Source organism: Microlunatus ginsengisoli (assembly GCF_039537205.1).
Taxonomy (GTDB): Bacteria; Actinomycetota; Actinomycetes; order Propionibacteriales; family Propionibacteriaceae; genus Microlunatus; species Microlunatus ginsengisoli.
Genome location: NZ_BAABAB010000031.1, coordinates 77,290 through 102,682 on the forward strand (window position 1 = coordinate 77,290; position 25,393 = coordinate 102,682).

The 25,393-nt window shown below is 71.5% G+C and carries 22 protein-coding genes; 13 read left to right on the forward strand and 9 right to left on the reverse strand.

The window, feature by feature from the left end:
• Positions 1 to 63 precede the first annotated feature (63 nt).
• From ABD747_RS19825 to ABD747_RS19835, 3 genes are all read right to left on the reverse strand, one after another.
• A complete protein-coding gene (locus tag ABD747_RS19825; RefSeq protein WP_344807843.1) occupies positions 64 to 999 on the reverse strand; it encodes a GNAT family N-acetyltransferase in 936 nt (311 codons plus the stop codon).
• A 322-nt stretch (positions 1,000 to 1,321) separates the two neighbouring features.
• Positions 1,322 to 2,077, reverse strand: a complete 756-nt coding sequence (locus ABD747_RS19830) for an IclR family transcriptional regulator (RefSeq protein WP_344807845.1) — start codon at positions 2,075 to 2,077, stop codon at positions 1,322 to 1,324.
• Between the two features lie 25 nt (positions 2,078 to 2,102).
• Positions 2,103 to 3,161 carry a D-2-hydroxyacid dehydrogenase gene (locus ABD747_RS19835; protein WP_344807847.1) on the reverse strand — a complete coding sequence of 353 codons (1,059 nt, stop codon included), beginning with the start codon at positions 3,159 to 3,161 and terminating at the stop codon, positions 2,103 to 2,105.
• A gap of 215 nt (positions 3,162 to 3,376) precedes the next feature.
• On the opposite strand from ABD747_RS19835, the gene ABD747_RS19840 reads away from it, so the two are divergent.
• From ABD747_RS19840 to ABD747_RS19850, 3 genes are read left to right on the forward strand one after another with little or no spacing between them, the layout of a single operon-like run.
• Positions 3,377 to 4,750: an MFS transporter gene (locus ABD747_RS19840; protein ID WP_344807849.1), complete on the forward strand. Its 1,374-nt coding sequence runs from the start codon at positions 3,377 to 3,379 to the stop codon at positions 4,748 to 4,750.
• Positions 4,747 to 5,511, forward strand: a complete 765-nt coding sequence (locus tag ABD747_RS19845) for an SDR family oxidoreductase (RefSeq protein WP_344807851.1) — start codon at positions 4,747 to 4,749, stop codon at positions 5,509 to 5,511. The genes ABD747_RS19840 and ABD747_RS19845 overlap by 4 nt, the downstream gene beginning before the upstream one ends.
• Positions 5,511 to 6,557 (forward strand): L-idonate 5-dehydrogenase, encoded by a 1,047-nt coding sequence (locus ABD747_RS19850; RefSeq protein ID WP_344807853.1) that lies wholly within the window; start codon positions 5,511 to 5,513, stop codon positions 6,555 to 6,557. The genes ABD747_RS19845 and ABD747_RS19850 overlap by 1 nt, the downstream gene beginning before the upstream one ends.
• Positions 6,558 to 6,647: 90 nt before the next feature.
• Here the strand turns inward: ABD747_RS19850 and ABD747_RS19855 are convergent, their stop codons facing one another.
• On the reverse strand, positions 6,648 to 7,031 hold the full coding sequence (locus ABD747_RS19855) for a nitroreductase family deazaflavin-dependent oxidoreductase (protein ID WP_344807855.1): 384 nt from the start codon (positions 7,029 to 7,031) through the stop codon (positions 6,648 to 6,650).
• A gap of 121 nt (positions 7,032 to 7,152) precedes the next feature.
• Here ABD747_RS19855 and ABD747_RS19860 point away from each other — a divergent pair, with 121 nt between their 5' ends.
• The gene (locus ABD747_RS19860; RefSeq protein WP_425562561.1) at positions 7,153 to 7,899 is read left to right on the forward strand and encodes a phosphotransferase family protein; all 747 of its coding nucleotides are present in this window, start codon (positions 7,153 to 7,155) and stop codon (positions 7,897 to 7,899) included.
• A 43-nt stretch (positions 7,900 to 7,942) separates the two neighbouring features.
• Here the strand turns inward: ABD747_RS19860 and ABD747_RS19865 are convergent, their stop codons facing one another.
• Both ABD747_RS19865 and ABD747_RS19870 read right to left on the reverse strand, forming a co-directional pair.
• A complete protein-coding gene (locus tag ABD747_RS19865) occupies positions 7,943 to 8,302 on the reverse strand; it encodes a hypothetical protein (protein ID WP_344807858.1) in 360 nt (119 codons plus the stop codon).
• Positions 8,299 to 9,330, reverse strand: coding sequence for a zinc-dependent alcohol dehydrogenase family protein (locus ABD747_RS19870; protein WP_344807860.1), 1,032 nt, complete (start codon positions 9,328 to 9,330; stop codon positions 8,299 to 8,301). The genes ABD747_RS19865 and ABD747_RS19870 overlap by 4 nt, the downstream gene beginning before the upstream one ends.
• A gap of 271 nt (positions 9,331 to 9,601) precedes the next feature.
• On the opposite strand from ABD747_RS19870, the gene ABD747_RS19875 reads away from it, so the two are divergent.
• From ABD747_RS19875 to ABD747_RS19905, 7 genes are all read left to right on the forward strand, one after another.
• On the forward strand, positions 9,602 to 10,648 hold the full coding sequence (locus ABD747_RS19875) for a LacI family DNA-binding transcriptional regulator (RefSeq protein ID WP_344807862.1): 1,047 nt from the start codon (positions 9,602 to 9,604) through the stop codon (positions 10,646 to 10,648).
• Between the two features lie 101 nt (positions 10,649 to 10,749).
• The gene (locus ABD747_RS19880) at positions 10,750 to 11,034 is read left to right on the forward strand and encodes a DUF4242 domain-containing protein (RefSeq protein ID WP_344807864.1); all 285 of its coding nucleotides are present in this window, start codon (positions 10,750 to 10,752) and stop codon (positions 11,032 to 11,034) included.
• A 125-nt stretch (positions 11,035 to 11,159) separates the two neighbouring features.
• Positions 11,160 to 13,718: an ATP-binding protein gene (locus ABD747_RS19885; RefSeq protein ID WP_344807866.1), complete on the forward strand. Its 2,559-nt coding sequence runs from the start codon at positions 11,160 to 11,162 to the stop codon at positions 13,716 to 13,718.
• A 169-nt stretch (positions 13,719 to 13,887) separates the two neighbouring features.
• On the forward strand, positions 13,888 to 14,325 hold the full coding sequence (locus ABD747_RS19890; protein WP_344807868.1) for a MaoC family dehydratase: 438 nt from the start codon (positions 13,888 to 13,890) through the stop codon (positions 14,323 to 14,325).
• Positions 14,326 to 14,397: 72 nt separating this feature from the next.
• Positions 14,398 to 15,639, forward strand: coding sequence for an NAD(P)/FAD-dependent oxidoreductase (locus ABD747_RS19895; protein ID WP_344807870.1), 1,242 nt, complete (start codon positions 14,398 to 14,400; stop codon positions 15,637 to 15,639).
• Between the two features lie 42 nt (positions 15,640 to 15,681).
• Positions 15,682 to 16,260: an OsmC family protein gene (locus tag ABD747_RS19900; protein WP_344807872.1), complete on the forward strand. Its 579-nt coding sequence runs from the start codon at positions 15,682 to 15,684 to the stop codon at positions 16,258 to 16,260.
• Positions 16,257 to 16,862 carry a carboxymuconolactone decarboxylase family protein gene (locus ABD747_RS19905; protein ID WP_344807874.1) on the forward strand — a complete coding sequence of 202 codons (606 nt, stop codon included), beginning with the start codon at positions 16,257 to 16,259 and terminating at the stop codon, positions 16,860 to 16,862. The genes ABD747_RS19900 and ABD747_RS19905 overlap by 4 nt, the downstream gene beginning before the upstream one ends.
• Positions 16,863 to 17,012: 150 nt before the next feature.
• On the opposite strand, the gene ABD747_RS19910 is transcribed toward ABD747_RS19905, so the two are convergent.
• Entirely contained in the window at positions 17,013 to 18,248 is a 1,236-nt protein-coding gene (locus ABD747_RS19910; RefSeq protein ID WP_344807876.1) for an MFS transporter, read from the reverse strand.
• Between the two features lie 131 nt (positions 18,249 to 18,379).
• Here ABD747_RS19910 and ABD747_RS19915 point away from each other — a divergent pair, with 131 nt between their 5' ends.
• The gene (locus ABD747_RS19915) at positions 18,380 to 18,574 is read left to right on the forward strand and encodes a hypothetical protein (RefSeq protein ID WP_344807878.1); all 195 of its coding nucleotides are present in this window, start codon (positions 18,380 to 18,382) and stop codon (positions 18,572 to 18,574) included.
• A 6-nt stretch (positions 18,575 to 18,580) separates the two neighbouring features.
• Here ABD747_RS19915 and ABD747_RS19920 read toward each other — a convergent pair whose 3' ends face one another.
• Entirely contained in the window at positions 18,581 to 21,286 is a 2,706-nt protein-coding gene (locus ABD747_RS19920; RefSeq protein WP_344807880.1) for a hypothetical protein, read from the reverse strand.
• Between the two features lie 267 nt (positions 21,287 to 21,553).
• Here ABD747_RS19920 and ABD747_RS19925 point away from each other — a divergent pair, with 267 nt between their 5' ends.
• Complete coding sequence (locus ABD747_RS19925) at positions 21,554 to 22,996, forward strand: hypothetical protein (RefSeq protein ID WP_344807882.1); 1,443 nt, start codon at positions 21,554 to 21,556, stop codon at positions 22,994 to 22,996.
• 104 nt (positions 22,997 to 23,100) lie between these two features.
• Here the strand turns inward: ABD747_RS19925 and katG are convergent, their stop codons facing one another.
• Complete coding sequence (katG, locus tag ABD747_RS19930) at positions 23,101 to 25,359, reverse strand: catalase/peroxidase HPI (RefSeq protein ID WP_344807883.1); 2,259 nt, start codon at positions 25,357 to 25,359, stop codon at positions 23,101 to 23,103.
• Positions 25,360 to 25,393 lie beyond the last annotated feature (34 nt).

Here is a 25,393-nt window from a genome sequence, read left to right on the forward strand (position 1 = left end):
AGTGGCGTACGGCTGCCGACCTGCTGGAGCCGCGTGCTCGGCGGGCCACGGGTGGTGGCCGCGCTACGCGGCGGTGGAGGAGCACCGGGCGGCGACTGATTGCGCCGATCGGGTCAGCTCGACGATCTCCATCGGGTCGCTGCCGCCGGGCGGCAGGCTCCGCGCCAGCGCCGGCGAGTGGGGGTCGGTGGCGTGTCCCTCCAGCTCGACCAGGCGGGTGCCGCGACGAGCCAGCGCCCGGATCGAGGCGGCCACCGTTGCGGTCAGCAGGGCGTCGCCGTCGGGCTGCGCGGGATCGGCGGTCTCCGCGACGACGAACGTCCGACCCTGCCAGCCGTCCGGCGTGACCAGACTGAACGCGACCACGGTTCCGGGCTCGTCGGTCGTGATCATGGACAGCTGCGGGTCGAGGCCATCGGCGTAGCGGTCCCAGTGCTCACGGAGGCGCTCGGTCCGCACCGCACCGAGCGGGCGATGAGCCCAGTCGTAATAGCTAGCCCAGGCGCCGATCACCAGCTCGCGGTCCACCTCGGCCAGGGGGAGCGTGCGGAACCCGGGCGGCAGCACCTGCCGGTCGGCCCACGCCCTCCCGGGCTCGCTGACGGGATCGATCCACACCTCCGGGCAACGGACGCGCGTCACGCAGCCGAGCGAGTCGGCGAACCCGCGCCGCCAGGGCTGGCTCGACATCACCCGGGCGCAGACCGGGAAGGACGGATCGGCGCCGGCGCATACGGCCCTGAACAGCGCCGTTCCCACCCCGCGCCGACGATGATCAACGACGACGTTGATCTCGGCGAAGTAGAGCTCGAGCACCGGATCGAGCGAGGTCCAACCGACCCCGACGAGTTGATCATGGTCGACGGCGACCACCGGACGCGGATCCCGGGGTGAGCCTTGATCGATCGGTGGGCCGGGCAGCTCCGCCGGAAGGATGTCGTCAGCTGTCAGCGGACGCAGCTCCGGGCCGCCCGGAAAGGCGAACTGTGATGTGGTCATGGCGCATGACTATGACACTCGATCGGAGGCGACTCAAGGGTTTTCCGCCCACATCCGGTGACTTTTCTGCGCACGAGTTCTCGGGCCGGATTCCCAATCGACAAAGGACATTCTATCGCCATCGACCGCCGGCTGTCGCGCGAATTGAGCCACTTTCTCGCGCTTCGTTCTGTCGATGACGACGCAGCCGGAAACGGTCCGAAACCGGGGGCCTCGCCGGATGATCAACGAGACGCCAGCGCCGCAGGACCGGATCGCCGGCCGATCTCAGCGGCGCTCCCCGCCGCGTCCAGCCGAGGCCGATCGGCTGCCCGGCCGACAATCAGCCCGAGGCCAGCGCCGCCCGGTAGAGCGGGTTGGTGAGCCGGCGGACACCGTCGCGCAACTCGGCGACGATCGCGGCGACGAAGTCCGGGGTTGCCGCCGACGCCATCAGCGACGTGCCCATGGCCAGCGGCTGGTCGCCGCTCATCCACGGCGGCAGCGGAACGGCGAGCCCGTAGATGCCCGGGTGGACCTCGTTGTCGTCGATGGCGTAGCCGCGTTCCCGGGCCGCCTTGATCTTCGCCAGCAGGGCGGGCACGGTCCGGACGCTGCGTTCGGTCAGTTGCGGGAAGTGCTGCGCCCCGCGGAAGCGGTCGATGATCTCGGCGTCGCCGAGGGTGGTCAGGAGCGCGTTGCCGACAGCGGTCGGGGCGGCCGGATAGCGGCTGCCGATGCTGGCGGTCAGCCGCATCGGCGCCCGGCCCTCGTGTCGGGCGAGATAGACGGCGTCGGTGCCTTGCAGCATGGCGATCTGGACGACCTCGTGGCTGAGCAGCGGCGCGGTCTCGCAGAAGGCATAGAACTCGCGCATCTGGTTGAACTGGGCGATGTAGGCACCGCCGAGCTCGACGTTGCGCCGGCCGAGGACGTACCCGCGGGGGGTGCGGCTGATCATCTCCCCCTCCTCCAGCGCCTGGCAGAGATTGGAGGTGGAGGACTTGGCCGCGCCGATGCCGCGGGCGATGTCGGCGAGTCCGAGCGGCTCGCCGGCGGCGTCGGCGAGCAGGGTCAAGATCGCGAGCGATCGGGTCACCGCCGGCGCCGGTGACCGGTCGGGATCAGTAGAAGTCAACGGTGTCCACCCTGTTCCTCAGCTCGCGGCCGTCCAGGAACCGGCCCGCGTTGTCGGCGAAGAGCTCCGCGATCAGCCGGTCCTCGGCGACGTTGAGCGCGGCCGTGTGCGGGCTGACCAGCACGTTCGGATGGTCCCAGAGCGGACTATCGGAGGGCAGCGGCTCGACGGCGAAGACGTCCAGGGCGGCGAAGCCGATCCGCCCGTCGGCCAGGGCGGCGATCAGCGCGTCCTCGTCGATCACGGTGCCCCGGCCGACGTTGACCAGGATGGTCCCCGGCCTGACCGCGGCCAGCACCTCGGCACCGATGAGCTTCTCGGTGGCGGCCGTGCCGGGCAGCGTCGAGATGATCGCGTCGACCTCGCCGGCGACAGACGCGATCTCGTCGGGACGGATCACCCGGTCGACGTGCCGGACCGGTTGCGCCCGGCGGCTGGTGCCGATCACGCGGGCGCCGAGCGCGGCGAGCCGGCGGGTCACCTCGGCCCCGATCCCGCCCAGCCCGGCCACCAGCACGGTCAGCTCGGAGACCTGCCGCATCTCCCAGCGTCCGGTCCAGGAGCGGTCGCGCTGCTGCGCGAGAAGCCGGGGAAGATCTTTGGCTCCGGCGAGCAGGCCGAAGATCGCGAACTCCGCCAGCGGGCCGCCGTGAACGCCCGCCGACGTCGTGAAGGCGATCCGGCCCAGCTGCTCGGCGGTCAGCCGGGCGGCCTTGACCTGCCCGCCGCCGCCGGCGGCCATCGTCTGCACCCAGCGCAACCCCGGGTTCGCGTCGGCCGTCCGGCGCAGCGCCGCCGGATCGACGTCCGGGATGCCGTAGAGCACCTCGGCGGAGTCGACCATCGCCTCGTACGCGCTGCGCTGGGTGGGCGTACGGCGAAATGTCGGGTCGCCGGAGAAGTCGGCCGCGTGCCGCATCGGTGGATACAGGCTCTGGTCGCGGATCAGCTCGATCCGCGGCTCCAGCTCCTCGATGCGTCGGCAGTTGTCCTCGCTCAGCGGAGTGGCGACAACGACGCGGAGTCGGCGTTCGGGGCTGGTCACAGATCCTCCGGGCTTCGATGGCAGGGTGATGACACTGTACGCGATGTTCCACTGACTGAACAGCATCGTACTGGCTGAACACACGAGACCGGCCTGCGCGCGGCTCTACACGGCCCTTCGCGCCGAAAATGACCCACCGTATCGTTCAGTCTATTGAACTTCATTCAACATGTTGTTAGCGTGTGCCCACCGCTCGATCAAAGGAGATGACGTCAGTGGCCGCAGATCACCTGGCACCACCGGTCCGGCAGTCGGATGACCCCGAGTACTCGGCCAATCTTCGGCGCGCGACGCTGGCCAGCACCGCCGGCAGCGCGCTCGAGTACTACGACTTCGCGCTGTACGGCCTCGCCTCGGCGCTGATCTTCTCGAAGCTGTTCTTCAGCAACCTCGATCCGGCCACCGCCCTGATCGCCAGCTTCGCCACGTTCGGAGTCGGGTTCGTCGCGCGGCCACTGGGCGGGCTGTTCTTCGGCACCGTCGGCGATCGCCTCGGCCGCAGATGGGTGCTGGTCGTCACGATCCTGCTGATGGGCGGCGCGTCCACCCTGGTCGGCGTGCTTCCGACGTACGAGCAGATCGGGGTCTGGGCTCCGATCCTGCTGGTCTTCCTCCGGCTCTGCCAGGGGTTCGGCGCCGGCGCCGAGCAGGCCGGCTCGACCGTCTTGATGGCGGAGTACTCCCCGGTCAAGAGCCGCGGCTTCTTCGCCTCGCTGCCCTTCATCGGCATCCAGGCCGGCACCCTGCTCGCCGCCGGCGTGTTCGCCTTCCTCGGCGGCCTGCCGGAGGAGGTGTTGCTCGGCTGGGCCTGGCGGATCCCGTTCCTGGCGTCCTCGGTGTTGATCTTGATCGCCTTGTTCATCCGAATGAAGCTGCGGGAGAGCCCGACCTTCATCGAGCTGGAGCAGAACGACCAGATCTCCGACCGGCCGTTCAGCGAGATCTTCGGCGGCTCGCTGGGCAGCCTGCTGCGCGGGATCGGGTTGCGGATGGCCGAGAACGGCGGTTCGTACATGTTCAACTCGCTCGCGGTCGCCTACGCCACCGGGACGATCATGGTCAGCAAGTCGATCGGCCCGATCGCGGTTGCGGTCGCATCCTTGATCGGCATGGTCTCGGTCCCGCTGGCCGGCTGGATCTCCGACCGGGTCGGCCGGGTCCCGGTGTATCGGTTCGGGGCGATCGTGCTGCTCGTGCTCGCCTTCCCGGGCTGGTATCTCATCTCACTCGGCAACCCGGTGCTGGTGATCGTCGTGATCGCGGTCGCCATCGGGTTCGGCGTCAACACCATGCTCGGCGCCCAGTGCGCCCTGCTGCCGGAGATGTTCGGCAACAAGCACCGCTATCTGGGCGTCGCGATCTCGCGTGAGTTCAGCGCGGTGATCGCGGGCGGCCTCGCGGGTGTCCTCGGCGCCGTGCTGATCAAGGCGTACGACGGCTCGTGGATCCCGCTGGCCATCTATGCCTTCGGGCTCGCCGCGATCACCTTCGCCACGACCTTCATCACCCCGGAGACCAAGGGCCGGGATCTGACCAGGCTCCCGGACGCGCTGGTCGAGAACCGCGAGACGAAGGTGGCTGCCCGATGAACCTGTTCGACCTCTCCGGCCGGACCGCACTGATCACCGGCTCGAGCCGCGGCATCGGCTATGCGCTCGCCCAGGGCCTGCTGGAGGCCGGCGCCCGGGTGGTCGTCCACGGCCGCAATGCCGGCGCCGCCGACGCCGCGGCGGAGCGGCTGCGGACGGCGACCGGTGGCGAGACCATGGTGGAGACCTTCGACGTGACCGACCCCGAGAGCGTGGACGACGGGATCGGCCGGATCGAGGCAGCGTGCGGCACCCTCGACGTCTGCGTCAACAATGCCGGCATCCAACGCCGAGCCCCCTTCGTCGACTTCGCCGTCGAGGACTGGAACGACCTGGTCGCGACCAACCTGACCAGCGCCTTCCTGGTGGGCCGGCGGGTCGCTCGCGGGATGCTCCTGCGCGGCCGCGGCAAGATCGTCAACGTCGGGTCGGTGCAGAGCCGGCTCGCCCGCCCGGGGATCGCGCCCTACAGCGCGACGAAGGGCGGGATCGTGATGCTCACCCAGGGCATGTGCGCCGACCTCGGGCCGCACGGGATCCAGGTGAACGCGCTGGCACCCGGCTATTTCGCCACCGAGCTCACCCAGGCGCTCGTCGACGACGAGGCGTTCAGTGCCTGGGTCGCGCAGCGCACGCCGGCCGGACGGTGGGGCCAGGTGAGCGAGCTCGTCGGCACGCTCGTCTTCTTGTCCTCCGCCGCCTCGGACTTCGTGAACGGGCAGACCATCTATGTCGACGGCGGAATGACGGCGGTGGTCTGATGACCGTCCCGGCCACGTCGGCCGCCGTGGTGGCACACGCCGCCGGCGACCTACGGATCGACCAGGTGCAGGTACGCACGCCCAGCGCCGACGAGGCGATCGTCGAGATCGCGTACGGCGGCATCTGCGGCTCCGACCTCCACTACTGGACCAGCGGGGCCGCCGGCGAGTCGATCCTGCGTGCACCCATGGTGCTCGGCCACGAGGTGGTCGGCACCGTCGTCCGGCCGGCGGCGGACGGCAGCGGCCCGGACGCGGGGGTGCGGGTCGCCGTCCACCCGGCATCGCCCGCCGGCGACGGCGTCACCCGCTATCCGGCGGACCGTCCGAACATCTCCCCCGGCTGCACCTATCTCGGCAGCGCGGCCCGACTCCCCCACACCGACGGCGCCTTCCTCCGTTACGCGACGCTGCCGAGCCGGATGCTGCGCCCGCTGCCGGACGGCATCGACCTGCGCACCGCCGCCGCGATCGAGCCCGCGTCGGTGGCCTGGCACGCCGTCTCGCGCGCGGGCGACGTCGCCGGAAAGTCCGCACTCGTGATCGGCGCCGGTCCGATCGGAGCCCTGGTCGTCGCGGTGCTCCGGCGCGCCGGCGCCCGGGAGATCGTCGCCGTCGACGTGCACGAGCACCCGCTCGCCGTCGCCACCGCGCTGGGTGCCACCCGCACCCTGAACGCCGCCGACGCGGAGGCGATCGCCGCCGTCCAGGCCGATGTAGTGCTGGAGTCCAGCGGCAACGTTCGCGGACTGGCCAGCGCCATCCGCGGAGCCAGCCGGGGCGGCCGGGTGGTCATGATCGGACTCGTGCCGACGGGCGATCAGCCGGTGCCGATCTCGCTCGCCATCACCCGCGAGCTCGAGCTGGTGGGAGCGTTCCGCTTCAACGACGAGATCGACCAGGTGATCACCGCGCTGGCCGACGGCAGCCTGGTGGTCGATCCGGTCATCACCCACGAGTACCCGTTGGCCGACGCGATCGAGGCGTTCACGGTCGCGAAGGACCCGTCCCGGTCCGCCAAAGTCCTGCTGCGGATCGCCCCCTAGCCGGCGCCGGCGCCGGCTGTGCGGGGCCGCGGCAGCCGCCCGCTCACTGCCGACGGGTGGGTGCGGGTCGGGGATCCAGTGCGATCACCATCACGCCTCTCGGTCGTCGACGCCGAGCACGATCAGCGGGCTGTGCCGGAGCATGTCGGTGACGTCGGTCCGGCCCCAGCGCCGTGCCGCTGCTTCGATGTAGGGCAGCCGTTCGTCCGGGTCGCCGATCTCGCGGGCGGTTGCCGGGACGTCCGCCGCGACGGACTGCTTCAGGTGGAGGATCACGTGGGGGTCGGCCCGGATGTTGTAGATCCAGTCGCGCGTCCGGTCGGCCCGGGGCATCCCGGTGATGAACAGCCGACCGCTGTCGTCGTCGTGATGCAGGAAGATCTCGATCCGTCGTGGCCGGCCCGTCCGGCGGCCCGTCGTCGTCAGGTCGATGACCTGGCTGTGTTGGAGTGCGGTGCGGATGGCGTCGTCCATCGAAGCTCCCCCGTTCTCGGATCGTCCCCGTCCTCCCGAGCCTAGTGTGCGGCCCTAGCCGGTCCCGTGCTCGTCGCCGGCACCCGTGCCGGTGCGTCTCCCGACCGCCGGTCCGGCGAGAATGGCCGGCGTGGAGGCGGTCGAGGTCGTGGTGGCTCATCGCGAGCGCGCGACCCTGCGAGTCGGCGACGTCTTCTTGAAGATCGACGGCGACCAGGCCCGGACCGACGTCGAGGTCGAGGCGATGGGCAGCGTGCCGTTGCCGACGCCGGAGGTGCTGTGGCGGCGCCCGCCCGTGCTCGCGCTCGCGGCAGTCCCCGGGACGCCGCTCGGCCGGCTCGGCACGCCGTCGACCGCATCGCCGGCGGCGTGGTCGGCGGCGGGCGCGGCCGTCCGGTCGCTGCACGACCTGCCGCTGCCGCCCTGGCCCGGCCGGAGCCTGGATCGGCTGACGGCCGAGCTCGCGGCCGAGTGCGACTGGCTCGTCGCGCACGACGCGCTGCCTGCCGACCTGGTCCGGCGCAACCGCGCGGTCGCCGAGGCCGCACTCCGGGCGTGGACGCCGGTTTTCGTCCACGGCGACCTGCAGGCCGACCATGTGTTCCTGGTCGGCGACCGGGTCAGCGGGGTGATCGACTGGTCCGAGGCCGGCCGGGGCGATGCGCTGTTCGACCTGGCCATCCTGACGTTCGGGCACGAGAACCACCTGGACGACGTCGTCGCCGGCTATGGCGGCGACGTCGACCTCGAAGTGATCCGCGCGTGGTGGTCCCTGCGCAGCCTGGTGGCGATCCGCTGGCTGTCCCAGCACGGTTTCGACCCGTACGCGCCGGGTTGCGAGGTCGACGTGCTGAGGGCCCAAATGTGAGGTCGCCGTTGCCGGCGGCCGCGGTGGCACGGCCCTCGGCGGCTCAGCCCTCAGGCCGCCCGCGGGCCGCGTCCACGTCGGCCGGCCGCGCGTCCAGCCGGACCGGGCGATATCCCAGCTGAGCTGTTGCGGCCAGCGCCTGGAGCACGGCGGCCCACAGATCCCGGGCAACGATCGTCAGCGACAGCTCGAAGCCGCCCTCACCGTGCGAGAGCAGGGCGTCGTAACCGTCGAGACGGTCCCCGAGTTCGATCCGGACGTCGTCCAGATCGGCGGGGACCAGCCCGAGCCCGAGCTGCACCGCGAACAACCCGACCCCCGCCGTGCTCACGGGCACCTCGGGCCGTCCCGCGCCGATCCGCCACGGCCGTCCGCCGTCGTGCCGGGTCGAGGCCCGGGTCACGGGGTGAGGGCGATCTTCCCGGAGCGGCCGGCGTCGGCCAACCGGTACGCGGCGTCGGCCTGCGCCAGCGGGAACGTGTCGGAGACGATCACCTCCGGGTGCAGGTCCCAGAACGGCAGCCGGTGCACCAGCTCGCGCATGTGCTCGATGCTGGTGACCCAGGAACCGATGATCGTGATCGACGGATGGATCAGCGTCGGGCTGACCTCGGGCACGGTCATGGCGTTGCCTTCGCCGACCAGCACGACCCGGCCCCGCTCGCGGACCAGCGAGATCGCGCTGCCCCGGCCGGGCTCGCTCCCGGAGCAGTCGACGGCGACGTCGGCACCGCCGCCGCAGGCCGCCCGAGCCGCGTCGATCTCGTCCGGGCCGAACGCGGCGTCGACGGCACCCAGCCGGACGGCGAGCTCACGGCGCTCGGGACTCGGATCGAGGCCGACCCGGGGAACGGCGCCGAGCTTGCCGCCGAGCAGACCGGCGGCCAGACCGACCGGACCGAGGCCGACCACGGCCAGCGCATCCCGGCCACTCGTCCCGGCCCGGATCAGGCCCTCGTACGCCGTCCCGAACCCGCAGGCCACGCACGCCCCGTCGAGGAAGGTGGCGAAGTCGGGCAGCAGGATGCAGTCCCGCTCCTCGGCGAGGATCAGATCGGCATGACCGCCGTCGCGCTGCCAGCCGTACGCCGCCCGCCGGGGTGAGGAGCAGCTGATCTGGTAACCCCGGACGCACGAGTCGCACTGGCCGCAACCGCTGATGTGGTAGACGCAGACCCGGTCCCCGACCGCGAGCCGGATCGCACCAGGTCCGACCGCCACGACCTCTCCGGCGGGCTCGTGCCCAGCCACTACACCCTGGTAGGTCTCGGCCGGGTCGCCCTGGTGGTGCTCGCGATAGATCGCCCGGATGTCGGAGCCGCAGATGGTGGAGGCCCGCATGGCGAGCAGCACCTGGCCGGGTCCGGGTTCGGGATCGGGCAGCTCCCGAAGATCGGTGCTGGAGTTGCCGGGCAGGATCACGCCGCGCATGGGGGGCTCCGTTCGTGTCGTGGTCTGGGCGACCGAGTCGGGGATGCCGCGCCGACTGATCGGCCGCACCGAAATGCAAAGTTACGCGCGTTACAGATCGGATGCAAGTCGGCTGATCGACCTCATCGAACCCGACCCCTCATCCGCCGGAATCTCCTTCCAGCACGCGACACAGGCTCCGAGCGCGGCCCAATCGAGCCGGGTAGTTACTACGCGTTACTGCTAGGATCGAGCGAGCGTGCGGAGACGACCGCGAGCGAGGAGGATGTTGATGGGGCGCAAGCCGGCAGGCACGGCCGGGCAGGGTGCGGTCACCCGCGCCGACGTGGCGAGGTATGCCGGGGTGAGCGACGCCGTGGTGAGCTTCGTCGTCAACGGCGGCCCCAAGTCGGTGTCGGAGCCGACGGCGGCGCGGGTGCGGGAGGCGATCGCGCAGCTGGGCTACCGGCCGAACAGCACCGCGCGGGCGCTCGCTCTCGGCAGCACCCGGACGCTAGGCCTGGTCGTCCCGGACGCGACCAACCCCTTTTACGCCGAGTACACGGTGGCGATCCAGCGGGCCGCGGCCAAGCTCGGGTTCGCGCTGCTGACCATCAGCTCGGGCTACGATCCGGCGGTCGAGCTGCGCGGCATGCTCGATCTGTGCGACCGGCAGGTCGACGGTCTGCTGCTGGCCCGGGGAACCGGCACGACCGGCGCCGGCGAGCTGGCCCGGCGGGGCGTCCGGACCCCGGTCGTGCTGATCGACTCCACCTCCCCCTATCCCGGCCACATCACCATCGGCTCCGCCGCCGCCGACGGCGTAGACGCCGTGGTCGAGCATCTGCTCCGGGTGCACGACCACGCCTCGGTGTCGTTGATCATCGGCGACACCGCGGACGCGGACACCGACGGCCGGGAGACCGGCTGGCTGCGGGCCCACGCCCGGAACCGCCGCTCCCCCGGGCAGGTCGAGCCCGCCCCGTTCACCCGGACCGGCGGCCACGACGCGGGCATCCGGCTGCTGCAGCGGACCCGGCGACCGACCGCGATCGTGACCGGCTCCGACCTGCAGGCCGTCGGCCTGCTGCGCGCCGTCCGGGAGCTGGGTCTGCGGGTGCCGGAGGACGTCGCGTTGGCGAGCTTCGACGGCACCGAGGAGGCCAGCTTCACCTGGTCGACCCTCACCACCAGCCGCCAGCCGATCGACACGATGGCCGAGGCCGCGGTCTCCGCCGTGCTGGTGGCCCAGGCGAACGAGGACGGGCATGAGCCCGGGGCGAGCGAGCACCGGGTGTTCGCGACCGACCTCGTGATCGGGGAGTCCTGCGGCTGCTGACGCGGAAAATAGGCAGTCACTCCCGACGTGGGCAGTGGCTGCTAACCGCGAGCGTTGCACCAGGCACGGCAACGGGCCGGGCCAGGACGAAAGGCAGAACCATGCAGCGCTTCATCATCGAGCGGGAGATCGACGGTGCCAGCGAGCTCACCCAGGAGCAGCTCGCCGACATCGCTCGGACCTCGAACGCCGCCGTCGACTCGCTCGGCGTCGACTACACCTGGGTCACCAGCTACGTCGCCGGCAACAAGATCTACTGCGTGCACGAGACCGACGAGGTCGAGACCATCCTCGAGCACGCCCGCCGCGGCGGCTTCCCCGCCGACCTCGTGTCGGTGGTCGCCAACGAGTTCGGCCCGCAGACGGCGCACGCGTTCGTCGGATGACCTCTCCGGTCGGCGTCGACCGCGCGCCCGGACCCCGTACGTCGCCACGGGGTCCGGGCATGCCCGCCGTCCCGATCGGACGGATCGACCTTCCCGGCGGTGCCCGGCAGTCCTACAGTCGGCGCATGCAGGTTCTGGAGCGCGACGCCGAGCTCTCCCTGCTGGCCCGGGCGTTCGCGGGGGCGGCCGAGGGCTCCGGCTCGGGAGTCACCGTGTGCGGCGAACCCGGCGCGGGCAAGTCGACGCTGGTCGAGGCCGCGTGCGCACAGGCATCGGCCCTGCGGGTCGTCCGTGGTGGCTGCGATCCACTGTCCACCCCGAGGCCGCTCGGTCCGTTTCGCGACGCCTTCGCCGGGTCGGGGCTGCCCGCCCTGCACGGCTCGGCGATCGAGGTCTGCGAGGCGGCGTTCGACGCATTGCGCAGCGAACCGACGGTGCTGGTCGTCGAGGACATCCACTGGATCGACTCGGCGTCGGTGGAGGTGCTGCGCTTCCTGGTCCGGCGGCTGGCGGTGATGCCCTGCGCGCTCGTGGTCACCTATCGCGACGACGACATCGACATCCAGCACGTCGCCCGGCCGCTGCTCGGCGACATCGCCGGGAACGGCCACGTCGTTAGCCGCAAGCTGGCACCGCTGAGCGCCGGCGGGGTCGCCGCGATGCTCGCCGGCGGGCCGTTGGAGCCCGAGCGGGTGCACCGGCTGACCGGCGGCAACCCGTTCTTCGTGGCCGAGGTCGCCAAGGAGCCCGATCGCCCGCTGCCGGCCACCGTCCGCGACGCGGTGCTGGCCCGGCTGCACGGGATCGCGCCCCAGGACTTCGAGGTGCTCCAGCTGGCCGCGGCCGCCCCCGACCGGGTCGACGACCGGCTGCTGCCCGCGCTCGGCGTGGACCTGCCGACGCTGCGCCGGCTGCACGAGACCGGGCTGCTGGAGCGCGACGGACACGGCCTGGTGTTCCGCCACGAGCTGTCCAGGCTCGCCGTCGAGAGCACCATTCCGGCGGCCGGGGTCGCCCGGTTGCACGGCCGGCTGCTCGACGCGCTGGAACGGCTCGATCCGCCCGACCCCGCGGTGCTCACCCATCACGCCGTCGCCGCCGGTGAACGTACCCGCGCCAACCGCTATGCCCAGGCGGCGGCGCGGGAGTCGGTCGCCGCCGGATCGCACAGCGAGGCCGCGGCCTTCTTCCAGATCGCGCTGGACAACCTGGTCGGGGACGACCCGACCCAGCGGGCCGAGCTGCAGATGCGGCTCGGCTACGAGCAGTACATGATCAGCCAGCTGGACACCGCGATCGCCTCGATCGAGCAGTCCTTCCCGCTGTGGCACAGCGCCGGCGACCTCGACGGCCTAGCGGCGGCGCACGAGTCCTGCGCGGTGTTCGAGTACTACAACGCCGACCGGCCGCAGGCGGAGCACCATGCCGACCGGGCCGCGGATCTGGCCTCGGCCGTGCCGGGTCTGAAGTACGGCAGCGCTCGGGTCACCCAGGCCTATCTGGCCTATCTCCGCTCCGAGTACGCCTACAGCGAGCTGTGCAGCGCCGACGGTGCCCGGGTGGCCGAGGAGGTCGGCGACGAGGCGCTGTCGCTGCGCGGCTCGCTGGTCCGCACGTTGAGCGATCTCGCCCTCGGCCGGCCCGGTGCGCGCGAGCGCAGCCTGGACCTGATCGCGCGCGCCCGCGATGCTCACCTGGACGAGCTGGCGTCGACCGGGTACTCCAACGTCAGCTACTTCGACGTCGAGCAGTCCCGGCTGGCCGCCGGCGAGGCGGTGCTGGACGTGTCCCTGCCCTTCACCGTCGAGCGCGACATCCCGATCTGCAACCACTGGCAGACGGCGGTCAGATCCCGGCTGCGGTTCCGGGAGGGCCGCTGGACGGCCGCACTCGAGGACGCCGACAAGGCGCTGCGCTCCGGCGGCATGCCGCTGGCCCGGTTCTGGCCGCTGATCGTGGGCGGTCTGGTGGCGTTGCGTTGCGACGGCATGGCCGACGACCGGCTCGACCTCGCCTGGGAGCTCGCGGTCAGCCTGGACGAACCGCTGCGGATCGTGCCCGCCCTCGCCGCCCTGGCCGAGCAGGCGTGGCTCACCGGCACACCCGACGACCGGGTCAGCACGGCCCCCGGCCGGATCGCGGGCTGGCGGGAGATTCCGGCGCTGGCGTGGTCACTGGGCGACCTAGCGGTCTGGCTGGCGCGGCTGGGGATCGAGCCGGAAGTGGGCGTGGACCGGCTCGCCACGCCGCACCGGCTCACCCTCACCGGGTCGCCGGACCAAGCCGCGGCCTGGTGGGAGGACGCCGGTGCGGCGTACGAGGCGGCCATGGCCCACGCCGACGCCGACGACGTCGACACCGTCCTCGCCGGGATCGCCCGGCTGGACCTGCTCGGCGCGGTGGCCACGGCCGATCGGCTGCGCCGCGACCTCCGCCGCCGAGGCGTCGCCCAGCTGCCCGCCCGGCCGCGGGCCGCGACCCGGACCAACCCGGCGGGCCTGACCAACCGGCAGCTCGAGGTGGCCCGGCTGGTGGCGCGCGGGTTCACCAACGCCGAGATCGCGGATCGGCTGTTCATCTCGCTGCGCACCACCGACCACCACGTCTCGGCCGTGCTGACCAAGCTCGGTATGCCCAGTCGCCGGGCGATCGTGGTCAACGCGACCAATCTCGGCCTCGGCTGACTCCGATGGCCGCGCGCCGTCGTCCACGTACACCTGCACCGCCCGCCCGCGAACTCGGATCCCCTGAGCGGGTTCGGATCCCCTGCACAGGATCCGAACCGTCCGGAGGGATCCGAGATCGGAGCGAGCTCGCCACCCGAACGCCAACTCCGACGAATCGAGGAGAGCCATGTCCGCCTGGCCGAACGGCGCCCCGACGGTGGGTCAGCGCGCGTCGCTGACCCGTACCGTCACCGCTGCCGACATCGAACGCTTCACCGAGATCAGCGGTGACCGCAACCCGCTGCACTACGACCCGACGGTGGCCGCACGCACCCGTTTCGGCCGCGTCGTGGTCCAGGGCGGCGTGACCAGCGCCATCCTCAACGCCGTGGTCGCGGAGTGCCTGCCCGGGCCGGGCACCGTCTTCCTCGAGACGAACTGGCGGTTCGTGGCGCCGACCCGGCCCGGCGACACGATCACCGGCGAGGTTGAGGTCACCTCCGTCCGGACGGACAAGCCGATCACCGGTCTGTCGACCAGGGTGGTCCGCGACGACGGTGTGGTCGCGATCGAAGGCACGGCCGTCTGCTGGACGTTCGACCTCGGCACGCCCCCGGCCGGATAGGCACCCACCGAGCCGCAAAATGGGCAGTCGCTCACGACGTGCGCCGGGGTCCGCCACTTCTACCGTCGGGGCATGCCTCGATCACTGAACCGCAGAACAGGCCCGGCCCGGACGGGTGACGCCCGCCGGCACGACGTGGTCGTCCTCGGCGCGCGCTGCGCCGGTGCGGCCACGGCCATGCTGCTCGCCCGAGCCGGCCACGACGTCGCCCTCGTGGACCGCGCCACCTTTCCGAGCGACACCACCTCCACCCACTCGCTGGTTCGCGGCGGAGTCGTCCAGCTCGCCCGCTGGGGCCTGCTGGACGAGGTGCTCGCGAGCGGCGCGCCGCCGATCCGATCGGTGGCGTTCCACCGCTACGACCCGGGTGCGCCCGCCCCGGTCAGCCTCGCGGTCAAGCCGCGGGCCGGCGTCGACCACATGCTGGCACCGCGGCGCCACGTCCTGGACGCGATCCTGGTCCGGGCCGCAGTCCGCGCCGGAGCTACCCTGCTCGACGCGACCGCCGTCTCCGACGTCCGGCGCGACCCGTCCGGCCGGGTCGTCGGGGTCGTCGCCCGCGGGCGCTCCGGTGGCGCCATCGACGCCCAGCTGGTGATCGGCGCCGACGGCGTACGTTCGCGGCTCGCGACGAAGTTCGGCGCGGCCGTCGTGCAGCGGTACGCCCCCAGCGGCGTCTGCCTCTACAGCTACGTCGCCGCCGACCACTGGGACGGCTTCGAGTTCCACCTGGCCGACGGGGCGTTCGCCGGCGTCTTCCCGACCCACGGCGGCCAGGCGTGCGTCTGGCTGATCCAGCCGACCGGGCACGCCGGCCTGCTCCTCGGCAGCGGGGCGCGCCGGCTGGACGCATGGCTCGGAGCTCTCGAGGAGCACGTGCCCGGCCTGGCCGAGAAGGTCCGGGCGGGCACCGTCACCGAGCCCCTCCGCGGCGCGATCGGGCTGCCCAACCACGTCCGGCAGGCGGCCGGACCGGGCTGGGCCCTGGTCGGCGACGCGGGCTATCACCGCGACCCGATCACCGGGCACGGCATGACCGACGCCTTCCGCGATGCCGAGCTGCTCGCCGAGGCCGCCGATCTGGCCCTGCAGGAGCCGTCGGCGGAGGCCGCAGCCATGACGACGTACGAGCGACAGCGAGACGCCGCCCTGGCCGAGACGTTCCGGATCACCCGTGAGCTCGGCGCCTTCCCGCCGCCCGATCGCTTCGCGAGCCTGCAGACCGAGCTGAGTCGCGCCCTCGATGTCGAGGCCCAGCAGCTTGCCGCCCGGCCGCTGACGATCGGCCGGGCGCTCGCGCAGAACGTCGCCTGACCCTTCGACCCCTTCCACCACATCCCGACGAGAGGAAATCTCATGTCCGTCACCACCCGTCCCACCCGCAACGGCGTCGACACCGCGACGCTGTTCGCCACCATCGACGCCGTCCGGCAGCAGCCGGAGGCCGCCCGGTTCCGGTTCCGTACGCAGACCGAGTGGGTGTCCGGCACCCACAGCCGCGGTCGCTTCCCGGGCTTCTTCGGCGCCGGCCAGGAGCACGTGCACGCCTCCCCGGGCGCCGGCGATGCCGTGATCGACGCCGACCACCCAGCAGTCCTGGTCGGCACGGACACCGGCCCGACGCCGGCCGAGCTGCTGCTCAACGCCCTGGGGGCCTGTCTGACGGCCGGCCTGGGCAACATCGCCGCGGCCCGCGGCGTCGACCTGCACGGCGTCAGCTGCCGGGTCGAGGGCGACATCGACCTACGCGGCATCCTGGGCATCGATCCCGAGGTCCGCAACGGGTTCTCCGCGATCACCGTCACGTTCGACGTGTCCGCCGACGCCGATCCGGCCACGATCGCCGCCCTGGTCGACCAGTCCCGCGCCCGGTCGGCGGTCTTCGACGTGCTGACCAACGGCACCCAGGTCGACGTCCGGGTGGCGGCCCGATGAGCACCGCGGCTCCGGTGGCCCCGGCCGGGTTCCTGGCCGACCCCGTGATCGACGACCAGGTCCGCCAGATGTACGACTCCGATCGCGAGCTGCAGGGTTATGTGGCCAACCTGACCCGGGTCTGGGCACACTCGCCGGAAGCGCTGGCACTGCTCTCCTACGTGCTCAAGCGCGCCACCGAGGCAGCCGGCATCGAACCGGGGCAGCGGGCGCTGCTGGTCACGGCCACGGCATCGGCGCTGGGTGACTCGTACTGCTCGATGGCCTGGGGCCGCAAGCTCGCCGCGACCTCCGGCGCGGACCGGGCCGCCCGGGTCGTGGCCGGCGCCGACGACGGGCTGGACCATCGCGACCGTGCCCTCGCGGCGTGGGCCCGGCGGGTGGTCCGCGATCCCAGCGGGACTACCGCCGACCACGTCGACGCGCTGCGCGCGGTCGGCTTCGACGACCCGCAGATCTTCGCCGTCACCCTGTTCGTCGCGCTCCGGATCGCCTTCTCGACCGTGAACGACGCACTCGGCGCCGCTCCGGACGTGGAGCTCGCGGCCATGGTCCCGGCCGAGCTGCTGGCCGCGGTCAGCTTCGGTCGCCGCCCCGGCTGATCTGCACGTCGCGCCTCCCGATCGCGGGCGCGACCACGACAACCGGCCGATCTCGGATCCCCTCTGAGACTTCGGATCCCCTCTGGCGGTTCGGATCCCGTGCAGCGGATCCGAGCCGTCGCGGCGGATCCGAAGATCCGGTGGGCGCCGTCACCGCTCCGACGCGCCGACCCGGAGCTCCGCGCGGCTCTCCCGCCGCTGCTGGACCACGACGGCGACGAGACACACCGCCGTCAAAACGCCGACCGCCAGCGCGAAGGACACGCCGGCGGTCTGCAGGCCCCAGCGCTGGGCGGCCAGACCGACGCCGATCACCGGCAGCGAAATCGCCACATAGGCGACCACGAAGTAGGTGGAGTTGACCTCGGCCCGGCGCTCGACCGGGGTCCGGTCGGACACGGCCGCCAGGCCCCGACCGAAGCTGACCCCCTGACCACAGCCGAGCAGCAGCGCGGCGACGACGAGCAGCGGCAGCGACGCCGACCACAGCGCCAGGGCCAGCGCCAGCAGGCCGACCAGCAAGACGGCGCAGCCGACCGCGAGTGCGCGCGACGAGCGGAACCGGACGGCAACGAGCTGAGCGACGGCGGAGCCGGCGAAGGCGGTGCCCACCACGAGCCCGGCGGTCGCGTGGTTCGCGATCCCGATCACGCCCGAGACGAACGACGGCGCGACAGCGGAGAACAGACCCAGCACCGCGAACCCGGCGAATCCCGCCGTCGCGGCCACGGCGAAGACGGCCCGGGTCTGCGCCGGGACCGAGAGCCGCTGGAAACCGATCCGGCCCTGCCGCCGCGAGGTCTCCGCGGCGAACGCGACCGCCCCGATCGCGAGCAGCACCAGCGCGATGTGGACCTCGAAAGCCAGCTGCAGCGGCGCCGGCGCGTATTGCACCAAGAGGCCGGCGAGTACCGGGCCCAGGCCCAGTCCGCCGATGTTCGCCGTGGTCGCCACGGCGGCGGCACGCGGGCGCCAGGACGGCGGTGCCGACTCGATGACGGCCGCCGTCGCCGTGCCGGTGAACAACCCGGCGGACAGGCCGGACAGGAACCGGCCGACCAGGAGCGCCGTGACGTCCGCCGCGGCCAGGAACACCAGCGCGCTTGCGATCGCGGCGACGCCCCCCGCGAGCAGCACGGGGCGGCGGCCGAGGGCATCGGACCACCGGCCGAAGGCCAGCAGTGCGAACAGCACCCCGCCCGCGTACGTCGCGAAGATGACCGTCGTCGTGAGCACCCCGAAGTGCATCTGCTCGGCATACAGCGCATACATCGGGGTGGGCAGCGTCGTGCCGAGCATGACCGCGACGAAGGCGTACGTCAGCAGGGCCAAGCCGTAGCGCCGGCGGGCCGCGCTCGGTTCGGTCGGATCGAGATTCGTCGCCACGGTGTCGCCAACGCCCGGATGCCCGCAAGTCTTCCCCCGGCGTCCGCCGGCACGGAGGCCGTGGGTGATCGGCCCCTCGGCGGGTATTAATCATCGGCAGCCGACACGCACCGCGGAGAGGGAGCACAACGATGACGGACGCACCGAACGAGCCGGGCGAGACCAGCCCGGACGCCACCGACCCCGAGGAGTACGGCAGCCTCACGATCGAGGACGAGGGCGCGGAGACGGTCGAGCCCGCGGACCGGGCCGGCACGGCGGCTCCGGACGACGCCGACATCGGCTACTCGCCCGATACCGGCGCCGACGCGGACGACCGGGGCTGAGGTTCGTCAGAGCTTGTCCAGCCGCTGCTCGTCGAGCAGGTCGTACAGCGCGGTGAGGACGGCCGACAGATAGCCTCGTAGCCCGGCGAGGTTGTCGTTGCCGTATTCGGCGGCAGCCGTCAAGCGGGTCTCCACCAGCTTCTCGGCTGAGCGAGTGAAGGTGTCGCTGTCGAGGTCGGGGTAGTTGGCCAGCTCCGTTGCCGCCTGACTCAGGAAGCCCTTCGCCGCCGCGATCACAGCGCGCGCCGACGACTTCCCGTCCAAGAGCATCGTCAGGGCCGTCAGGTCCGCGGCTCGCTGCCCAGGGGGGCGGTGGGTCATCTTCGGTTCTTTGAACTTGCGAGCGTGTCCGAGTGCCAACTTGCCGGCCGCACTGATCGGCTTGATCGACTCCCGTCCCTGACCGACCAGCGAATTCACCTCGCCGCGCTCGTGGTGCCCGTACAACGCCTCGACCAGGGCATAGCCCTGGGGTGCGAGACCGCCCGACTTGTCGTGGTGCAGGCCGATCGTCCACCCGCTGACCGTCAGCGCCGCCAGATCGTTCGCCGTGGTCGAGTCGCCGTTGCCGGCGGTGTACATCCCGGTCACCGACAGCTCGAACCGGAAGATCTTGCCGAGCGCTGTCCTGCCGGTCCCCGGGGCCAAACCGAACAGTTCCTCGCAGGCGCGCCAGAACAGCCTGATGGCGGCGACCAGCGTGTCGGTACAGGCCGGGCACGCGGCCCGGTTGATCACGACGGTGAAGGTGTGCGGAGTCTGGACCGCCCTCAGGTCTGGGCGCGGCTCGGCCGACCGCTCGTCAGCTCGGGTCGCCTCCCGCCACGCCGTCTCCAGCGCGATGGTGGTGATCGCCTCCCACGGACCACCGGCGAGCATCAGTTGCTCGGAATGCTCCTCGTTGGCGTGCAGCTTGAGCGTGCCCTCCCGCAGCGGCGCCAGCGCCGCATCTCTGCGCTGGTCCCTCATCTCGGCCGTCTGCCGCTCTCGAACGTCGGGCTGGTAGAAGTCGGACTTGTCCGATGCGTTGCTGTTGTAGACGTATTCCTCGCGGAACGCCTTGGCCGCTTCGATGTCGTCACTCGGCAGAGGTATGGCGATCGCCTCGGACCGCCGCGAGGATGCCGCGCGCTCTGCGGTGCCTCCGCCGGGTGACGCGTCCCGCTCGTCCAGGGTCGTCGCCCGGGTTCTCGGGTTCAGTGCGAACTCGTCACGGGACGTGTGATGCTCCATCCCCTCCCGAATCGCCTCTTCCCACTCACCCATCTCCTCGGGAGTCAACGGCTCGTACAGGACCTGCGCGGGCGCCTGGCTCAGCCGGAGCCGGTTGACGACGTCCCGGGCACGGGAGAGGACGAGTTCGAGCTGGTCTGCCGCCTCCCGAGGATCGGCCGGCTCCGGCAACGCCGGCAGCCGGAGGTCGTCCGGACCGAGCCGGGCACTCTCTCGCTGCTCGGCCGCCACCGGCCGCTTGGGCATCAGCGCATCGTTGTAGAACAGCGCCAGCCGGGTCTCGGAGAAGCCGCCGAACAGCTGTCCGAAGTCGGAATGCTGGGCGCGCAGCAGATAGAACAGGTTCGGGTATCGGTTCAGCAGGTAGTTGATCCGGCTCATGAACGGCGCCAGATCCTTGGCCTTGTCGTCGCGTTTGCGCTTTCCCTGGGCCGGCTCGCCGCCTTGCGCCGACGGGTCCTTCACCGCCGGCTGAGCGGGCTCGACCTGAGCGAGCATGTGGGCAATGACGTCCGGCGGCACCATGCTGGCTGCGACCGCCCGCAGACCGCGTACGTCCTCCGCGCTCGGCGCACGACCATTCGCGGCCTGGAAGGCCGCACTGAACAAGCAGTCGCCGTCCCTGGCGACCTCGACCAGGCGATATCGGTTGCCGTGCAGGAGAAAACGGCCGTGCGGGTCGAGGGTCAGCAGGCTGTAGTGACCCGGCGTCGGGTCGAAGTGCAGCGGATAGATCGGCCCGGCGACACCAACCTCCACGTGGTACGTCGGTGCCGCCGCGCGCTCGTCGGCAAAGTGATAGATCCGGAACCGCACGCCGAGCGACTCGGCCACCACGGTCGCTTCGGCCTCGCTCCCCCACGCATGGCCGTGAGCCATCGACAACCGGTACTGGCGGATCGCGTTCCCGTGGTAGTCCGCTGTGGCGACCTCTGGACCTCCTCGGGAGACCTCGCCTGACGAAGGGCTGGCAGGGGCCGGGCCGTCCAAGCCACGCGCCGGTGCCGTCTCGGCTGTTGCCGAGGGGTCCCGCAGCTGGTTGCGTCGTTCCTGTTCGACAGCCGCGGCCAGATCGCCGATCGTGGCGAACCGACGGTGGCTCGCCTCCATGACCTGCAGAATCGCCAGATAGAACGATGCCGTCTCCAGCAGCACCTCACCGCCGAACACTTCCGGGTAGTGATCCACCAGCAGGTCGAGCGCGACCTGGCCGCCGAGCACCAGCGGCTGCGCGTCGCCGTCGGCCTCCGCGGCGCCGATGATGATCTGCCGCTGCACCGTAGCCGGCGGAGCAGCGGCGAGGCGTCGGCCGCCGAGCAACTGCTGGACCGCGCGGTTGCCGGCGACTCGCTGGAGCGACGAGATCAGCGACGCCGCGGGCGGGATCGTCGACGACACGGCAGCTGGTGCGCGCGGCGCGGTGATCGGGCGATCGGCGACTGGGGCGTCGATCCCGCTCCGGCGGTGCGGATACGGCATGTCGGGCCACCTTCTCCATCGGGAGGGACATCGCCGATGGTGCCCGGACGCGGCTAAGGGATGGCTGGACCCCGGCCGGGTCGACCCGACACGTTCCAGCCATTTCTTAGCCGACCCGGATCAAAGTCGCCTTACGACGTCAACGATCCCCGGCGACCGAGCTCCTCCCGCACCGGACAGCTGTCGGGATCCAGACGATCATCCCGACCAGCGGGGCCCGATCCGGCTCCGTCGAGTGCCGGCACGAGCCGGAGAAAGCGGTCCGCCATGTCCCCCGACATCATTCCCGCGCGCCCTACCCCCAAGACCACCGCGGTGGCCCTGCTGATCATCCTGGCGATGCTGATCACCGGCACGGTGACCTTCCTGACCCGCGAGACCCTCCGCCCGGAGACCGCCGCCGCCGACACCTCGCACAAGCGGACCAAGGGCACCCACGGGGTCGGCTATGTCATCGACGGGCAGTGGATCGGCACCTGGCGTATCACCGACGGCACCGGCTTCTGTATCGAGTTCGACAAGGACCACCCCGACAGCACCGGCGCGGGGACACTGCACGGCCGGGTGCCCGGGATGTCGGCCGAGGAGTCCGAACGGGTGAAGTACGTGGCGAACCACTACGGCCTGACGACGTCGAAGGTCGACGGCGCCGCAGCCGCGATCTACGTCTGGAAGACCCAGAACACCTCCCGCTTCAACTCCTTCTACGCCAAGCTGCTGAAGAAGAAGATGGTCTCGAAGGCGATCCGCGACCGGGTCAGCCAGATCGCTGCGGAGGCGGCGAATCACGGGCCGTACAAGCTGTCGATGACGATGGGATCCGGGCTGCCCGGCCAGACCGTCTCCGGTGTGGTGACGATCAAGGCGACGAACGGCAAGGCCGTCGCCGGCCGGACCGTCGCGCTGACCGCGAAGTCCGCCGGGACCGTCGCCGGTCAGGACAAGGCGAGCAACGCCAAGGGACAGCTGCGCTTCAGCGTCAAGGTCACCGGCACCGGGACGGTCCGGATCGACGCCAAGCTGACCACGCCCGCCGCCGGCGGGGTCTGGATCACCCGGCCGACCTCCGGACACCAGCGTCTGGTGCTCGCCGGCAAGGCCACCGAGTCCGCCACCGCGACCGTCTCGTCGCACCGCAGCACCACCGGCCCGAGCCTGGCCAGCGCCTGCACCGGCAACTGCGGCGGCGCCGCGCCGGTCACCCTCACCGCCAGCAACCCGTGCGGTGCGGCGACCCTGCGCGAGATCGTGTACGTCGACGGCAAGGCCCTGACCGACGGCACGCTCGACGTCGCGGCCTGCAAGACCGGCACGAAGACGTTCACCGTGACCGACGACGCCGTGGTCACCACGAAGTACTGCTACCTCGCTGCGGGCGGCACCTGTGCCGGCGCACCGACGACCAACAGCGGCAGCCTGACTGTCACCTGCCCGCCGCTGCCGACGTACCGGTTCTCAGCGACCTGCCCGTGCGGTAAGGACCGCCAGCTGACCTACGAGGTGCAGGCACCGGCCGGTAGCCGCCGCAGCTACGCCGTCACGCTCACCGTCAAGGCGGCGGACGGCTCGACCTGGACCCGGTCGGCGACGCTGACCGGTGGCTGGCAGGCGCTGCCGACCGCCACCCTCGCCAAGGGATCGACCGCCACACTGACCGTCACGGTGCTCGGCCGGACGACGACCCTCGACTCGCTCAGCGAGTCGGCCTGACGGCCTGACGGCCGCCCCGCGCTGACTTCGCGCCATCGCTGTCGGTTCGCGCCGTGCCTCACGGCGCGAACCGACGCGATTGGCGCGAAGATCTGCGCTCGGACTCAGCGCAGGTCGTACCGGTCCAGCTCGGTGACCTTGGTCCACGCGTCGACGAAGTCACGGACGAACTTCTCGGCCGCGTCGTCGCTGGCGTACACCTCGGCCAGGGCGCGCAGCTCCGAGTTCGAGCCGAAGACCAAGTCGGCGCGGCTGCCCGTCCACTTGGCCTCGCCGGTGGCGTCCTCGGTCGCCTGGAACGCGTGCGAGCCCGGATCCAGCGGCTTCCAGGTGTTGCCCAGCTCCAGCAGGTTGACGAAGAAGTCGTTGCTGAGCACGCCCGGACGTGACGTCAGCACGCCGGTCGAGGTGCCGTCCCAGTTGGTCTCCAGCACCCGCAGGCCGCCGACCAGCACCGTCAGCTCCGGCGCCGACAGCGTCAGCAGGTTGGCCTTGTCGACCAGCAGATACTCCGCCGGCAGCTCGGCGTACTTGCCGTAGTAGTTGCGGAAGCCGTCAGCGACGGGCTCCAGGTAGCCGAACGACTCGACGTCGGTCTGCTCCGCGGAGGCGTCGGTCCGGCCCGGATGGAAGGGCACCGTCACGTCGTGCCCGCCCGCCTTGGCAGCCTGCTCGACACCGGCGTTCCCGGCCAGCACGATCAGGTCGGCCAGCGACACCTTCTTGCCGCCGGTCTGGGCGCCGTTGAACTCGGCCTGGATGCCCTCCAGCGTTTCCAGCACCGACGCGAGCTGGACCGGGTTGTTGACCTCCCAGTCCTTCTGCGGCGCGAGCCGGATCCGAGCGCCGTTCGCGCCGCCGCGCTTGTCGCTGCCCCGGAACGACGACGCGGCGGCCCAGGCCGTCGAGACGAGCTGGGAGACGGTCAGCCCGGAGGCGAGCACCTTCTCCTTCAGCGCCGCGGCGTCCGCGTCGTCGATCAGGTCGTGGTCGACCGCGGGCAGCGGGTCCTGCCAGAGCAGCTCTTCGGCGGGCACCTCCGGGCCGAGGTAGCGCACCTTCGGCCCCATGTCGCGGTGGGTCAGCTTGAACCAGGCCCGGGCGAAGGCGTCGGTGAACGCGTCGGGGTTCTCGTAGAACCGGCGGGAGATCTTCTCGTAGGCCGGGTCCATCCGCAGCGCCAGGTCGGTCGTGAGCATCCGCGGCTCGCGACGCTTGGACGGATCGTGCGCGAGCGGGACCAGGTCGTCGCCGGCACCGTTCTTCGGGCGCCACTGGTTCGCCCCGGCCGGGGACTCGAACAGCTCCCACTCGTAGGAGAACAGGATGTGGAAGAACTCGTTGTCCCAGCGGGTCGGATGGTAGGTCCAGGTGACCTCGAGCCCGGAGGTGATGGTGTCGTCGCCCTTGCCGGTGCCGAAGCCGTTCTTCCAGCCGAGTCCCTGGTTCTCCAGCGGCGCGGCCTCGGGGTCGGGGCCGACGTTGGTGTCCGGCGCGGCGCCGTGGGTCTTGCCGAAGGTGTGGCCGCCGGCGATCAGGGCGACTGTCTCCTCGTCGTTCATCGCCATCCGCTTGAACGTCTCGCGGATGTCGTGTGCCGCGGCTAGCGGGTCGGGAGTGCCGTTCGGGCCCTCCGGATTGACGTAGATCAGGCCCATCTGGACGGCAGCGAGCGGCTTGTCCAGCTCACGATTGCCCTTGTAGCGCTCGTCGCCGAGCCAGGTCGTCTCCGGACCCCAGTAGACGTCGTCGTCCGGCTCCCAGACGTCCGGCCGGCCACCCGCGAAGCCGAAGGTCGGGAAGCCCATGTCCTCCAGCGCCACGTTGCCGGTCAGGATCATCAGGTCGGCCCAGGACAGGTTCTTGCCGTACTTCTTCTTCACCGGCCAGAGCAGCCGGCGGGCCTTGTCCAGGCTGACGTTGTCCGGCCAGCTGTTCAGCGGTGCGAACCGCTGCTGGCCGGCGCCGGCACCGCCGCGCCCGTCCCAGACCCGGTACGTCCCCGCGGAGTGCCAGGCCATCCGGATCATCAGCGGCCCGTAGTTGCCGAAGTCGGCCGGCCACCACTCCTGTGAGGTCGTCAGCACCGCGGCGATGTCGGCCTTCACCGCGGCCAGGTCGAGGGTCTTGAACGCGGCGGCGTAGTCGAACTCCTCGCCGAGCGGGTTCGCCACCGCGGGGTTCTTGGCCAAGATCTTGAGGTTCAGCCGGTTCGGCCACCAGGTCTCGTTGGCCGAGCCGTTGGTGGGATGCGGCTGCTGGTCGTGCAGCACCGGGCAGCCACCGGCCGCCGGAGTCTCCTCCCCCGTTACCGTCGTGGACTCGGTCTCGTCCTGCTCGATCAGGGGGGTGCCGTCTGTCATCGCCGTCCTAACTCTGAATGTGGGCCGCTGTCTG

Excerpts from the sequence above, each read along its gene's own strand:
- ABD747_RS19825 (WP_344807843.1), bottom strand. The coding sequence starts at position 999 with ATGACCACATCACAGTTCGCCTTTCCGGGCGGCCCGGAGCTGCGTCCG.
- ABD747_RS19845 (WP_344807851.1), top strand. The coding sequence starts at position 4,747 with ATGAACCTGTTCGACCTCTCCGGCCGGACCGCACTGATCACCGGCTCG.
- ABD747_RS19850 (WP_344807853.1), top strand. The coding sequence starts at position 5,511 with ATGACCGTCCCGGCCACGTCGGCCGCCGTGGTGGCACACGCCGCCGGC.
- ABD747_RS19855 (WP_344807855.1), bottom strand. The coding sequence starts at position 7,031 with ATGGACGACGCCATCCGCACCGCACTCCAACACAGCCAGGTCATCGAC.
- ABD747_RS19860 (WP_425562561.1), top strand. The coding sequence starts at position 7,153 with ATGGCCGGCGTGGAGGCGGTCGAGGTCGTGGTGGCTCATCGCGAGCGC.
- ABD747_RS19870 (WP_344807860.1), bottom strand. The coding sequence starts at position 9,330 with ATGCGCGGCGTGATCCTGCCCGGCAACTCCAGCACCGATCTTCGGGAG.
- ABD747_RS19875 (WP_344807862.1), top strand. The coding sequence starts at position 9,602 with ATGGGGCGCAAGCCGGCAGGCACGGCCGGGCAGGGTGCGGTCACCCGC.
- ABD747_RS19880 (WP_344807864.1), top strand. The coding sequence starts at position 10,750 with ATGCAGCGCTTCATCATCGAGCGGGAGATCGACGGTGCCAGCGAGCTC.
- ABD747_RS19885 (WP_344807866.1), top strand. The coding sequence starts at position 11,160 with ATGCAGGTTCTGGAGCGCGACGCCGAGCTCTCCCTGCTGGCCCGGGCG.
- ABD747_RS19890 (WP_344807868.1), top strand. The coding sequence starts at position 13,888 with ATGTCCGCCTGGCCGAACGGCGCCCCGACGGTGGGTCAGCGCGCGTCG.
- ABD747_RS19895 (WP_344807870.1), top strand. The coding sequence starts at position 14,398 with ATGCCTCGATCACTGAACCGCAGAACAGGCCCGGCCCGGACGGGTGAC.
- ABD747_RS19900 (WP_344807872.1), top strand. The coding sequence starts at position 15,682 with ATGTCCGTCACCACCCGTCCCACCCGCAACGGCGTCGACACCGCGACG.
- ABD747_RS19905 (WP_344807874.1), top strand. The coding sequence starts at position 16,257 with ATGAGCACCGCGGCTCCGGTGGCCCCGGCCGGGTTCCTGGCCGACCCC.
- ABD747_RS19915 (WP_344807878.1), top strand. The coding sequence starts at position 18,380 with ATGACGGACGCACCGAACGAGCCGGGCGAGACCAGCCCGGACGCCACC.
- ABD747_RS19920 (WP_344807880.1), bottom strand. The coding sequence starts at position 21,286 with ATGCCGTATCCGCACCGCCGGAGCGGGATCGACGCCCCAGTCGCCGAT.
- ABD747_RS19925 (WP_344807882.1), top strand. The coding sequence starts at position 21,554 with ATGTCCCCCGACATCATTCCCGCGCGCCCTACCCCCAAGACCACCGCG.
- katG (WP_344807883.1), bottom strand. The coding sequence starts at position 25,359 with ATGACAGACGGCACCCCCCTGATCGAGCAGGACGAGACCGAGTCCACG.